Raw genomic sequence first — 12,999 nt, 5'->3', positions numbered from 1 at the left:
TATATTTTTGATGAGATGCTGAATCAAGTTCAGCATGACACAACGTGATTTAAGTTCAATATTTTTATTGTTTATGAATTTTCTAACTTCAAAAAATTCTCTAATATCTTCTCTCCAGCAAGACTACTTTTTTCAGGATGAAATTGTACGCCATAGAAATTATTTTTCCGTAAAGCAGAAGCATAATTCAACTCATAGTTGGTTTGCGCTATCATTTCTGAATTTGGTTCTGCATAGAAACTATGCACCAAGTACATAAATTCTTCTTCCTTTATTCCGTTGAATAAGTCAGATTTTAATTCTGAAATTTGGTTCCATCCTATTTGAGGCACTTTTACTTGATTAGAGAAACGTTTTACTCGGGTATTAAAAATTTTCAGGCCATCGGTGTTTCCTTCTTCCGTATGCATACACATCAATTGCATTCCCAAACAAATTCCTAATACGGGTTGTTTTAACTTAGGAATTAATAAATCTAATCCCGTCGCTTTTAATTTGTTCATGGCACTACTTGCTTCGCCAACTCCAGGGAAAATCACTTTATCGGCTTGCTGAATTTCTTCCGCATTATCAGATAAAATTGCTTCAAAACCTATGCGCTGAAGAGCAAATTTAATGCTCTGTATATTACCCGCCCCGTAATTAATGATGACTAAGTCCCCTTTATTTCCGCCGAAAGGGGAATACTCTTTTTCTTTATTTTTCATCTTTCTAAATCAATATATAAATCAAATTCCCCCTTCGGGGGTTAAGGGGCTTTTATAACATTCCTTTGGTTGAAGGTAATAGCATTTTTTCTGTATCTCGCTTTACGGCCGCTTTCATGGCTTTTGCGAAAGCTTTAAAAATGGCTTCAATTTTATGGTGTTCATTAGTGCCTTCTGCTTTAATATTTAAATTGGACTTTGCGCCATCGGTAAATGATTTAAAGAAATGATAAAACATTTCTGTAGGCATTTTGCCTATCATTTCTCGCTTAAAATCAGCTTCCCAAACCAACCAATTTCTTCCTCCAAAATCAATAGCAACTTGCGCTAGACAATCGTCCATAGGTAAGCAAAAACCGTAACGCTCTATACCCAGTTTGTTTCCCAAAGCTTTAGAAAAAACTTCCCCCAATGCGATAGCCGTGTCTTCAATACTGTGGTGTTCGTCTACCTCCAAATCTCCTTTTACTTCAATCACTAAATCCATATTGCCATGGCGCGCAATTTGCTCTAGCATATGATCAAAAAATGCAATTCCTGTATCTATTTGAGCCTTTCCTGTACCATCTAGATTTAATTCTATGGAAATACTGGTTTCATTGGTTTTTCTCTTTACCTGCGCTGTTCTATTTTCTAGCTTTAAAAACTCATAAATCTCTCGCCAAGAATTGGTTTCTAACGCAATTGCATTTACAACTTCCTTTTTATCATTTTTAATTTCATCTGCACCTAATTCTACGTGCGTATTTATAAAGATACCTTGTCCTCCAAAATTATAAGCAAATTCCATATCTGTTAACCGATCTCCTATCATAAAAGAGTTCTTCAAATCATATTCACCTTCTGCTAAGTAGGCTTGCTGCTTTAATAAACCAATATTTGGTTTTCTTGTATCTGCTTGGTCTTTAGCAAAAGTTTTATCAATTAAACTTTCTACAAAAACAGCCCCTTCATTAGCGAATACCTTTTCTATAAAGTGTTGAATAGGCCAAAAATCTTCTTCCGGAAATGCTTTGGTTCCTAAACCATCTTGGTTAGTCACCATCACCAGTTCATAATCTAATTCTTTAGCAATTTTAGAAAGGTAATAAATGGCTTCAGGATAAAATTCTAACTTCTCTAAACAATCAATTTGTTGATCTTTGGGTTCTAGAATTAAAGTTCCGTCACGATCTATAAAAAGTACTTTTTTCATCTTATTCAATTTTTTACAATACATTTTAGTAGGCTATAGAAAAAAACTTCTACGAATCCATTTCTTTTAAAACTTGCACTAATTTTTGATTTTCTTTGGGGGTTCCTACGCTAAATCTTAACGTATTTTCGCATAAAGGTTCGTGAGTTCTATTTCTAACCACAATTCCTTTTTGTATCAATTCTTGATACCTTTGCAAGGCATTATCTACTTTTACCAGTACAAAATTGGCATCGCTAGGATAGACTTTTTCAAAATATCCTATCGACGATAATTCGGGAATAAGCTGTTCTCTTTGCTTGAGAATAGATTCTACTTCAACCATTACTTTATCTATATCCAAAACTCTTTTTAAAGCGTGTTGCTGAGTGACTTCATTAATATTATACGGAGGTTTTATTTTGTTTAAGACCGTGATTATTTCCGCGGAAGCGTAAGCAACTCCCAAACGAATTCCCGCCATTCCGTAAGCTTTAGACATAGTTTGCACAACCGCCAAATTAGGATAGATATCCAAAAAATTTACCCAACTTTCATAGCTCGAAAAATCTATATACGCTTCATCAATCACCACCAAACCATTAAAATTCTCCAATAGATTCTTAATGTTTCGGGCATCAAAAGAATTCCCTGTTGGATTATTTGGAGAACAAATAAACAAAAGTTTGGTGTTGTTGTCTTGCTGCTCTAATATCGCACGAAAGTTAGGTTCAAAATCTTCATCCAATAAAACCTCTCTATTTTCAATCGCATTAATCTCTGCCAAAACGCGGTACATACCATAACTTGGCGGTAAAGTGATGATATTATTTTCTTTAGGCTCACAAAAAGCTCTAAATAAAAGATCTAAAACTTCATCGCTCCCATTTCCTAAAAGAATCTGAGTTGGTTTTACATTTTTTAATTTCGCTAAAGCGGATTTTAATTCACGCTGCTGCGGATCTGGATAGCGATTGAGGCCATTTTCAAACGGATTCTCATTTGCATCCAAAAAAGTAATGCCGGTTTTATTTGCCTTAAATTCATCGCGAGCAGATGAATAAGCTTGCAGCTTTCTTACATTAGACCTTACTAGGTTTTGTAGGTTAAATTCTTTTTTCATATCTAAATCGTATTCTATTAAGCCTTATTTTCTGTAGTATTCGGTAGAAATTAAACATCATTTATGTTCATTTTTATAGTTCCAACTAAGCTTATTTTACTCCAAACTCTTCAAGCGTAAGCTTACTGCATTTTTATGCGCGTGTAAACCTTCTGCTTCCGCCATCAATTCGATTGTTTTTCCTAGGTTTTTAATTCCCGTTGCATCTATTTTTTGAAATGTCATACTCTTTAAAAAACTATCTAAATTTACGCCGCTATATTGTTTGGCAAAACCATTGGTAGGTAAGGTATGATTTGTTCCAGAAGCATAATCTCCAGCACTTTCGGGCGTATAATTTCCTATAAAAACGGAACCTGCATTTTTAATTCCGTCAATAAAAAAATCTTCATTTTTGGAAACAACAATAAAATGCTCTGGCGCATATTCATTGATAAGCGCTAAAGCAGACTTTTCTGTATTCATCAAAATAAGCTTAAAATTTTGAATTGCTTTAGTCGCTATTTGCTTCCGCGGAAGCGATTCTAATTGCTTTTTCACTTCTTCTTTTACTTCCTGAAGCATCTTTTCTGAAGTGCTTACTAAAATTACTTGACTATCGGCTCCGTGTTCTGCTTGAGATAGTAAATCTGAAGCTACAAAATTAGTTTTAGCTGTTTCATCTGCAAACACGAGCAATTCAGAAGGTCCCGCAGGCATATCTATAGCTACATCATATTTGGTCGCCAATTGCTTGGCTACCGTTACAAATTGATTCCCTGGACCAAAAATTTTGTATACTTTTGGAATACTTTCTGTTCCAAACGTCATTCCTGCAATGGCCTGTATTCCTCCAACTTTAAAAATCTTGGTTACACCACATAAATTTGCCGTATATAAAATAGCAGGATCTAATTTTCCTTCTTTATTGGGAGGGGAACACAAAACAATCTCTTGGCAGCCCGCTAAATTTGCAGGAATGGCTAACATAAGAATAGTAGAAAATAAAGGTGCTGATCCCCCAGGAATATATAATCCTACTTTTTGAATGGGACGTTTTTCTTGCCAGCATTGTACTCCTTTTTGCGTTTCTACATTTATTTTTCCAGTTTTTTGAGCTGCGTGAAATTTAGTGATGTTTTCTTTTGCTTGCTGTATCGCTTGCTGCAATTCTTCTGGCACCAAATTCTTTGCTTCCCCTATTTCTTGTGGACTTACGTTAAGATTTGGTAAAGAAATACCATCAAATTGTTGCGTATATTTTAAGAGAGCCTGCTCTCCTTTAGAGCTCACTTCTTTAAATATCTCGTTCACTTTGGACTCTATATTTTCAAGACTTTGCGTAGGTCTTTTTAGTAAGTCTGACCATTTTTCTGACGACGGATTTTTTATAATATGCATATTCTTAATCTTGAATTTAAATTAAAATCTCCATTTAAAAAATATTAGTTCTTAGTTAAACCTACTTAATTTTATAACACCATTTTTTCAATAGGACAAATCAAGATGCCTTCAGCTCCTTTAGCTTTTAGATCGTCGATTACTTCCCAAAATCTTTCTTCCTCAATTACCGAATGTAGGGAACTCCATCCCTCTTTGGCTAGGGGAAGTAGTGTAGGACTTTTCATTCCTGGTAAAATTTTAATAATTTCTTTGATGTTATTATTAGGCGCATTAAGCAATACATATTTAGAAGTTCTGGCTTTTAAAACCGATTGTATTCTAAACTGAAGTTTTTCTAATATTTGCTTCGTTTTGGACTCTATTTTAGGAGAAACTGATAGTATTGCCTCACTCGTTAAAATCTCTTCTACCTCTTTTAGGTTATTTTTAAAAAGTGTGTTACCACTAGAAACAATATCTACAATTGCATCTGCCAATCCTATATTGGGCGCAATTTCTACAGAACCACTAATGATATGTAATTCTGCTGAAATATTTTGTTTAACCAAATAATTTTTAACCGTATTGGGATAAGAAGTAGCAATCTTTTTACCATTTAAGTCCGATAAATTTTGATAAGAAGAGTCTTTAGGAACTGCTATAGAAACTTTACATTTAGAAAAGCCTAATTTTTCTGCAATGGGGAGATCACTTCCTTTTTCTACCCACAAGTTTTCACCAATAATGGCAACATCTACCACCCCATCTCTTAAATATTGGGGAATATCTGCATTTCTTAAGTATAAAACTTCTAAAGGAAAATTTCTAGCAGAAGTCTTTAGCTGTCCTCGCGCGTCATCGATATAAATACCAGCTTCTTTTAAAATTTTTAAAGAATCGTCGTGTAATCTTCCCGATTTTTGAATTGCAATTTTTAAATTTTTCATACGTAAATTTATATGTTTGAGCAGTCGGGTTTAAAAACAAAAAACCCGTTTGATTACTCAAACGGGTTTGTAAAATATTTTTGAATTACCTCAAATACATTATCACCTCGCCTGAGCGTGGAAGTGAAAATGATGATGTAAATTAAATGCTGTCATTATGATTGCATAACATATACAATATTTTGGAAAAATTTCTAATTTGATAAAACTTTAAGTTTTGTCTAGTTATCTCCTAATATTAATGGCATCCCATTGTCTGAATTTCCAATAATAACGGTTTTTGTATTATTAGACTTAGACAACTCAACCGTAGCCTGTATTCCTTTTTCTTTCAATACCTTATCTGTAAGAGATTCACTTAAAATCGTATTTGCTCTCGCTTTACCTTCAGCTTCAATTTTTTGACGCTCAGCTTCTTTAGTTGCCTTGGTTAATCTAAATTCATACTCTAAAGACTCTTGTTCTTGACGTAATTTACGCTCAATCGCATCTTTGATGGTTGTTGGTAGAGAAACATCTCTTACCAAAACTTCGTTCACTTGCACGTACTGTTCTTTTAAAAGAATTTGAGTTTCCTCTAAAATTTCATTCTGAATCGCTTCTCGTTTACTAGCATACAACTGCTCTGGACTGTATCGTCCTACTACAGCTCTAGCCGCAGATCTAACGGCTGGTTTTAATAAACGTTCTATATACTTTTCACCTTTTTCTTTATGTAACTTTCCTAAATCATTGTATTTTGGCTGAAACCATGTAGAAGCATCTAGTTTAATTTCTAGTCCATTAGAACTTAGAACTTGCATTTTTTCCTCTAAAGATTGTTGTCTTGCTTCATAGATAAATACGCTGTTCCAAGGTGCCACAAAATGGAAACCTTCACTTAAAGGTGGCTGGTCATCTACAACTCCGCCATCAAAAGTTTTATAAAGCACGCCTGCTTCTCCAGACCCAATGGTTACAGTACTTTTAAAAATTAAAATAATAACCACAATGGCGATAAATACTATCGGTAATGCTAATTTTGGTAATCTTTCCATATTTTCTTTCATATCAATTTTAAATTAATCCTTTATATTTTCTTAAAAACCATTCCGCCGAAAGGCAAACTATGATAATAGCTAAGAGAATTTTCCAGTCGATCAAACTGCTTTTTTTAACCGCGCTTTTTTGAACGGATTGGTAATTTTTACTCTCTACAAGTTGAGTCAATAAAGCCGTACCTTGAGAGAGGAAAGATACGTTTTCTTCACTAATTTTTTGAAGCTTATCTAGGTTAGTATTTAAAAATTGTTTTTCCACTTCAAAATCTACAATAGTAAAACTGCCTGTTTTTTGAATATTTTCTTCCTCTACCGTCACCTTATACGTATAAGTGCCTGGTTGAAGCTGATTTAAATTTACTCCGTAGCTATATGATTGAAGAATAAAAGGATATTGATACGTTTTTTCGGTTTCTTTTTCTTGAAGTGAAATTTGAAGTTTAGCACGGTCATCAAACGTATAGTTTTTATCAAAATAACCAGCGAGAATACTAATTTTATCCCCGTAATTATAAAAAGCCTGTGCATCTACCGTTAAGCGTTCTCTGCGTTGATTAGAGGAAAGATACTGAATTATTTTTCCGAAAAAATCATCATACGTTTCATAACTTTTTTGTTGTACATAACTTTTGGCTCTCCATTTCCAAGTATTTGCTCCAAATAAAAATCCCGTTTTCTGCTGATTTTCCTCCGTTGTAGCGATAATCGGAAGATTGGTTTTTACGCCGTTAATGTTTTGATATAACAGAACTTGCGGAGCCGTTTTAAAAGCCACATCTCCAAAATTATCTTTTAAAGGAGGGAAACTACTAAACTGAATATCGGGTTGCTGAAAACTACTATAACCGGAATGATAACTCGGTTGAAACTCTTCCAATTGCGTAAAAATCTCTTTACGGAAGAAATCCTGACTCTTATTTAAAAATTGATAATCAGTTTTTGTACCTGTAACAATTAAGCTGTTGAGTTTTTCTTTACGGATTTGATCGAATACACTTTTAAAAGCCGAAGTAGGTTGATACAATAAAACCAATTGATAATCGAGCAGACTCTCTTTAAAATCTGAAATTAGCTTGATAGAAGCTTCCCGCTGCTGATTGCTTTCTATCGCTTTTTTAAATGCGCCCAAATCTGGATGTAAGAATGATGACAGTATTAAAACATTCGTCTTTTCATCAATCACCTCTACTAAAAACTTTTTAGTATTGTTGTTGGTGTTTTTTTCGTTCTCTATCGTTTCCGCAGTAATCGTATAAGAAAGCAAACCTACCCGATTGGCAGGTAAATGAAGTTGAAGAATTTCACTATTTTTTTCTTTAGAGAAAGAGAGCTTTTTAGAAAACACTTTCGTATTTCCTAATTCAATTTTAACTTCTTTGGTAATCGCTTTGTCGCCAGTATAATTTAAAAATACCTCTACAGGGAACTTGTTATTTAGATAAGCGTACTTATTTACGTTAACTCTTTCAATTTTTAAATCGCTGTAAAATGTGGTATCGCCCACGGCAACCGCATAGAGATCTTGAGGATATTGTTTTGCTGTAAATAAATAATCCTCTCCGTAGGTTTGGTTTCCATCAGTGATAAGGATCGTTGGCGTTACTTGTTCTGCGTAAATTTCGGTTAAGTTGTCAAATAATGGAGTGATCTCGGTTTTGTTTTCCGTAAAGGAAAGTGTATCTACTTTTTTTATTTCACTTCCGAAGCTATAATAATCTACCTTAAATTTCTCTTGTAACTCTTGGTGATCTTTTATTTGCTGAAGAAACGATCTTACATTTTCTTCTTCATTAAAATACGCAATAGAGGAAGAATTGTCTACCGCAACCACTAGATTCGGCTTCTCTGTAGAAAGCTCTAATGTTTCTAACTTAGGGTTAATCAGTAATAAAAATAGAGAAAACAGGCTTAAAAAGCGCAAAACACTGAAAATAATCCAGTGTTTTGAGCGTTTCTTTTTGCTGTTATAGAAATAGAACAACAAAGACAAGCCTATAGCTACAATAGCTGCTAAAATCGTAAAAAGAAGGGTTTGTCCTGTCATTAAATTGTTATAAAATAGATGTTAGGTTAGCATTCCGCCGTCTACATTCAATACCTGCCCTGTAACGTAGCTACTTAAATCACTTCCTAAAAATACGCAAGCATTGGCGATATCTTCTGGACTTCCCCCGCGTTTTAGCGGAATTGCATTTCGCCAACCTTCTACCGTTTTCTCATCGAGTTTAGCGGTCATTTCAGTTTCTATAAATCCAGGAGCAATTACATTGGTTCTAATGTTACGAGAGCCTAATTCTAAGGCCATAGACTTAGAGAAACCAATCATTCCTGCTTTCGAAGCTGCGTAATTAGACTGTCCGGCATTACCTTTAACGCCAACGACAGAACTCATATTAATAATGCTTCCTTTGCGTTGTTTTAACATGGTACGCTGTACCGCTTTGGTCATATTAAAAACCGATTTTAAGTTGATGTCTATCACCTTGTCAAAATCCTCTTCGGTCATACGCATCAATAAATTATCTTTGGTAATTCCCGCGTTATTTATTAAGATATCGATGCTAGAAAAATCTTTTTTTACATCTTCTACCAACTTTTGAGCTTCCTCAAAATTGGCTGCATTACTTTTATAGCCTTTTGCTTTAATCCCTAAAGCCGTTAATTCTTTTTCTAAATCTTGTGCAGCTTCTACAGAAGAACTGTAGGTAAAAGCTACGTTGGCTCCGTGTTGAGCAAAAACCAGCGCAATTCCTCTTCCAATACCTCTACTAGCACCAGTAATAATTGCGTTTTTTCCTTCTAATAATTTCATAGTTAATTGTCTAATTAATAAACCTAGCTTCAAATATAAGCAACTATGCCGTTAAGGCATAAAAAAACCTCTTGAGATTTTCAAGAGGTTTTAAAAATTTAAATGGGTTTTAATAAAGCTTAGTTAAAGTTATATCTGTAGGAATATTAAACGTGGTAGGCTGCCCAATGCCGTACATTCCCTCAGGTAAACTTACCTCCCATTGCATTTGCAAAGGTGTATTAGGAATAATAGTTAATTTGAGGTGACCTCCTACTCCCGCTTGCCAATTAGGATAATCTATAGAAACATCTCTAATTAAACCAGAAAACTCTATCCCATCGTGAGTATCACCAGAAATAACATGCTGCCACCACTTATTGGTATTACCTATTTTTTTATGAGAATTATAAAGCTCTACTTCTACCAAAGCTCCATTTTGATTTTGCATTTCTAGAAGTTGAAAATGTCCTCTTATTTCATCCATATAAAAAGATGGTTCATTACCATTTAGTTGTTCATCCATTGTTTCTTTCCATAATGTAACTTTAAAAGTTTGACTCCCGTTTTGCCATTGCCATGTTCCTACAAAGTCATCAAAAACGTTATTAACATCTTTATAGTACTTTCCAGCATTATTAAATAAACTTCCATATTGATTAATATTGACAACTTCTTGGGCTTTACAACTTAAACTGAAGATAGTAAAGCATAAAATATATAGTATTTTTTTCATTTTATTAGGTTTTAATTTATTCACAATTTGCTTCACTTACCGTAGGGTTTCCAATATTTGGATTGGTAAGGCTTAATTCTTTAGGATTTTCAAAATTGGCATCAAATTCAAAGACTTCTGCACCCAAATCTGCATTTTGCAACATTTTTAAGAACTCCCTTTCTTCGTTAGCAAGCTCGGTAGTCGTTTGATTAGATTCTTTTATAGGAGCTTCTTTTTTACTGAAAGCATTTTTTTGTACCTGTTCCATTTTAGAAAATTTTGCCTGTTCTGTAAGTGACATGTTATCCATATCTGCAAAAAAGTTTTTAAAAGAAGAACGATTACTAATAGTTAAAGCATAATTGGTACCATCCGCAGTCGTCAAAAACATCACAAACTTACTGGTTTTAATACTACCTTTTCTAATCGCATTTGCAAGCCAGTATAAATCGTCCCAAGAAAAAACAGAGTACGTTTCACTTGCCAGGCTATTGTGCGAGTGGGCTATAATTACGTATTTCTTAAGAGGGTTTTGATTAAAGTCTATCTTCCCATTGGTTCCTGGAGCTTGATCTTCAATACCGCTACCGCCTTTTAACGCATAAAAACCATGCTCTACGGTTTCACTTGTTTTTGTTTTTATAGCTTGCAGTTTTGTTTTTAAATTTGGAAAATCTTCAAAAGCCTTTTTTATTTTTTCACAAGATGTTAAAATTTCTTCTTCTTCGTCCTCTTCGTTTTCTATGCATTTTCTACAACTTGCTGGTAAAGTAGAATGTGAATTTGATCCCCCAGGATGGTTAGGGCCACTAGTTGAGCTTGGTGGGGATGACGGTGCGTCACCTCCATCACCATTAGGGCATCCTAAGAAAGTCATAAAAGTTTCTCCTGAGTCTTGAGCTTGACCTTCTGCTTCTGTACAATTACATGCTTCACCATAAATATGTTGGCCACTACAACAATGGTCTGGAAAATAATGAGAAGAATAATAACAACCATCCTCATAGTATATTTTACCCAATAGCATTTCAGAAAAATAATTTTCATCTAACTGTTGAAAATTAACTTTTTGTTCTATATTTTGAACTTCTTTTCCTGTATTTAAAAGTTCTCTTTCTAATTCGGTAACATCATAATGTACCAAAAAATCTTTGTAAGAATTGGTTTCAATATGGTAACTGATAAGAATATTATCAAAACCACCTTTCTCAGGATTCTTTAAGACTGGAAAGGTATAAGAGTGGTAATCTGAATCGATATCTTGGTAGTAAATAATAAAATTTTTATTGATTGAAATTCCATTATAGGTTAAGGTATCAGATTTTTCGGTAGGTCTATTTCCAAAACTTTCAGAAGGCATTTTCTCTATAAAATCAATATTATTTTTTATTATTTCATGCTTTACTTCTTTAAAACTAAATAATGTATCAACTGATTTAAATTGGGAAATTGGTTGCTCTGAAGTATTTAAGAAATCATCATTGTCACAAGCAAAAAATAAGACAGAAAAAGCAGATAGAAAACTGAGCTTTTTTATAAAAATTAATCTACTTCTCCTAAAAAATTTAAGGGGGGGGGAATGAATTGAGATTTTTCATGTAAACAGTTATTAAGTTAATATATCATAAATATATCTAAAAAATCAAAATAATACAATATTTCATCCAAAATACTGTTAAATAAAATTAAGGCATAAAAAAACCTCTTGAGATTTTCAAGAGGTTTTTGGGATGTGTTAATAACACTATTTTTTCATTACTTGAGCAACTTTTAATCCTATTTCTGCTGGAGAATCTACGACGTGAATTCCACATTCTGCTAAGATTTTCTTTTTAGCTTGAGCAGTATCTTCGCTACCACCTACAATTGCTCCTGCGTGGCCCATAGTTCTTCCTGCGGGTGCAGTTTCTCCTGCAATAAAGCCAACCACTGGTTTTTTAGAACCGCTTTCTTTATACCATTGTGCAGCTTCGGCTTCTAATTGTCCACCAATTTCACCAATCATTACTACACATTCTGTTTCATCATCGTTGATTAATAATTCTACTGCTTCTTTGGTAGAAGTTCCAATAATAGGATCTCCTCCAATTCCAATAGCGGTAGTAATTCCTAAACCTTGTTTTACCACTTGGTCTGCAGCTTCGTAGGTTAGCGTACCAGATTTTGATACAACACCTACAGTTCCTTTTTTGAAAACAAAACCTGGCATAATACCAACCTTCGCTTCTCCTGGAGTAATTACACCTGGACAGTTAGGGCCAATTAATCTACAATCTTTATCTTTAATATACTCTGCAGCGGTAATCATATCGCCTGTAGGAATACCTTCTGTAATGGTAATAATAACTTTGATTCCTGCATCGGCAGCTTCCATAATTGCATCGGCAGCAAAAGCTGGTGGTACAAAAATAATGGTCGTATCTGCATTTACTTCTTTCACCGCTTCGGCTACCGTATTAAAAACAGGTCTGTCTAAGTGTTTTTGTCCTCCTTTTCCTGGAGTAACTCCACCTACGACATTGGTACCGTATTCTATCATTTGTTCTGCGTGAAAACTTCCTTCACTACCGGTAAAACCTTGAACGATTATATTTGAATCTTTATTTACTAAAACACTCATGTGATTATTGGGTTTTATTAATTGTTTCTCTATTTAAAAATGTTAACTATTATTTTTATAGCTAGCAGTGCAAAGGTAACTTTTTTAGCGCAATTTTAAAAAAAATTAAAGATTTACCTCATCATAAGAAGTATCTTCTTCATCTTTATCTTTAAAAGGCTGACTTACTTGGTAGCCTCTATGTAACTTTTCGTCTTTTATTTCCCAAATACATAGAAAATGAGCAATGCCTATTTCTTCATCTGGATTTTCAATAGGACGTACGTAATATTTATAACGAATGCTTACTGAATTACCATCCTGAAGCAAATGACTTATTTCTATTTTTAAGTCTTTGTAATTTTTTCTAATGTCTGTAAAGAAATCAGATAAATCGTTAAAATCTAAGGTAGTCAAACCTTCAACTCCATTCCAAATGGCCTTTACTTGAGGATGAAAAAATTCTTCTAAAATATTGGGATCATTCGCAATATCTGACTCATAAAATGCTTTAACAATATCTTTAGCCTGTTTCATA

General features: G+C 33.9%; 12 protein-coding genes. All 12 read right to left on the bottom strand.

Annotation, left to right across the window (positions count from 1 at the left end; all coding sequences use genetic code 11):
• Positions 1–71: 71 nt before the first annotated feature.
• Positions 72–707 carry an imidazole glycerol phosphate synthase subunit HisH gene (hisH, locus tag RLT85_RS10245; protein ID WP_311401944.1) on the bottom strand — a complete coding sequence of 212 codons (636 nt, stop codon included), beginning with the start codon at positions 705–707 and terminating at the stop codon, positions 72–74.
• Between the two features lie 52 nt (positions 708–759).
• Entirely contained in the window at positions 760–1,902 is a 1,143-nt protein-coding gene (gene hisB / locus RLT85_RS10240; protein WP_311401943.1) for a bifunctional histidinol-phosphatase/imidazoleglycerol-phosphate dehydratase HisB, read from the bottom strand.
• Positions 1,903–1,951: 49 nt separating this feature from the next.
• Entirely contained in the window at positions 1,952–3,004 is a 1,053-nt protein-coding gene (hisC, locus tag RLT85_RS10235; RefSeq protein ID WP_311401942.1) for a histidinol-phosphate transaminase, read from the bottom strand.
• Between the two features lie 96 nt (positions 3,005–3,100).
• Positions 3,101–4,384: a histidinol dehydrogenase gene (hisD, locus tag RLT85_RS10230; protein WP_311401941.1), complete on the bottom strand. Its 1,284-nt coding sequence runs from the start codon at positions 4,382–4,384 to the stop codon at positions 3,101–3,103.
• 71 nt (positions 4,385–4,455) lie between these two features.
• Positions 4,456–5,313 carry an ATP phosphoribosyltransferase gene (gene hisG, locus RLT85_RS10225; RefSeq protein ID WP_311401940.1) on the bottom strand — a complete coding sequence of 286 codons (858 nt, stop codon included), beginning with the start codon at positions 5,311–5,313 and terminating at the stop codon, positions 4,456–4,458.
• 221 nt (positions 5,314–5,534) lie between these two features.
• Complete coding sequence (locus RLT85_RS10220) at positions 5,535–6,350, bottom strand: prohibitin family protein (protein WP_311402007.1); 816 nt, start codon at positions 6,348–6,350, stop codon at positions 5,535–5,537.
• A gap of 19 nt (positions 6,351–6,369) precedes the next feature.
• A complete protein-coding gene (locus tag RLT85_RS10215) occupies positions 6,370–8,397 on the bottom strand; it encodes a vWA domain-containing protein (RefSeq protein ID WP_311401939.1) in 2,028 nt (675 codons plus the stop codon).
• A 21-nt stretch (positions 8,398–8,418) separates the two neighbouring features.
• Positions 8,419–9,165 (bottom strand): 3-oxoacyl-[acyl-carrier-protein] reductase, encoded by a 747-nt coding sequence (gene fabG / locus RLT85_RS10210; protein WP_311401938.1) that lies wholly within the window; start codon positions 9,163–9,165, stop codon positions 8,419–8,421.
• A 109-nt stretch (positions 9,166–9,274) separates the two neighbouring features.
• Positions 9,275–9,880: a DUF6705 family protein gene (locus RLT85_RS10205; protein WP_311401937.1), complete on the bottom strand. Its 606-nt coding sequence runs from the start codon at positions 9,878–9,880 to the stop codon at positions 9,275–9,277.
• Positions 9,881–9,896: 16 nt separating this feature from the next.
• Positions 9,897–11,222: a hypothetical protein gene (locus RLT85_RS10200; protein WP_311401936.1), complete on the bottom strand. Its 1,326-nt coding sequence runs from the start codon at positions 11,220–11,222 to the stop codon at positions 9,897–9,899.
• Positions 11,223–11,606: 384 nt separating this feature from the next.
• Positions 11,607–12,482 (bottom strand): succinate--CoA ligase subunit alpha, encoded by an 876-nt coding sequence (gene sucD / locus RLT85_RS10195; RefSeq protein ID WP_311401935.1) that lies wholly within the window; start codon positions 12,480–12,482, stop codon positions 11,607–11,609.
• Positions 12,483–12,587: 105 nt separating this feature from the next.
• Positions 12,588–12,998 carry a nuclear transport factor 2 family protein gene (locus RLT85_RS10190; RefSeq protein WP_311401934.1) on the bottom strand — a complete coding sequence of 137 codons (411 nt, stop codon included), beginning with the start codon at positions 12,996–12,998 and terminating at the stop codon, positions 12,588–12,590.
• Position 12,999: the final 1 nt, after the last annotated feature.

Source organism: Mesonia ostreae, assembly GCF_031845265.1.
Lineage (GTDB): Bacteria > Bacteroidota > Bacteroidia > Flavobacteriales > Flavobacteriaceae > Mesonia > Mesonia ostreae.
The sequence above is the reverse complement of the archived record's forward strand: the minus strand, read 5'-3'. Positions and strand labels throughout refer to the sequence as shown.

What these genes read in the sequence shown, in the direction of transcription:
- hisH (WP_311401944.1), bottom strand. Translation starts at nt 707, where the DNA reads ATGAAAAATAAAGAAAAAGAGTATTCCCCTTTCGGCGGAAATAAAGGG.
- hisB (WP_311401943.1), bottom strand. Translation starts at nt 1,902, where the DNA reads ATGAAAAAAGTACTTTTTATAGATCGTGACGGAACTTTAATTCTAGAA.
- hisC (WP_311401942.1), bottom strand. Translation starts at nt 3,004, where the DNA reads ATGAAAAAAGAATTTAACCTACAAAACCTAGTAAGGTCTAATGTAAGA.
- hisD (WP_311401941.1), bottom strand. Translation starts at nt 4,384, where the DNA reads ATGCATATTATAAAAAATCCGTCGTCAGAAAAATGGTCAGACTTACTA.
- hisG (WP_311401940.1), bottom strand. Translation starts at nt 5,313, where the DNA reads ATGAAAAATTTAAAAATTGCAATTCAAAAATCGGGAAGATTACACGAC.
- RLT85_RS10220 (WP_311402007.1), bottom strand. Translation starts at nt 6,350, where the DNA reads ATGGAAAGATTACCAAAATTAGCATTACCGATAGTATTTATCGCCATT.
- RLT85_RS10215 (WP_311401939.1), bottom strand. Translation starts at nt 8,397, where the DNA reads ATGACAGGACAAACCCTTCTTTTTACGATTTTAGCAGCTATTGTAGCT.
- fabG (WP_311401938.1), bottom strand. Translation starts at nt 9,165, where the DNA reads ATGAAATTATTAGAAGGAAAAAACGCAATTATTACTGGTGCTAGTAGA.
- RLT85_RS10205 (WP_311401937.1), bottom strand. Translation starts at nt 9,880, where the DNA reads ATGAAAAAAATACTATATATTTTATGCTTTACTATCTTCAGTTTAAGT.
- RLT85_RS10200 (WP_311401936.1), bottom strand. Translation starts at nt 11,222, where the DNA reads ATGCCTTCTGAAAGTTTTGGAAATAGACCTACCGAAAAATCTGATACC.
- sucD (WP_311401935.1), bottom strand. Translation starts at nt 12,482, where the DNA reads ATGAGTGTTTTAGTAAATAAAGATTCAAATATAATCGTTCAAGGTTTT.
- RLT85_RS10190 (WP_311401934.1), bottom strand. Translation starts at nt 12,998, where the DNA reads ATGAAACAGGCTAAAGATATTGTTAAAGCATTTTATGAGTCAGATATT.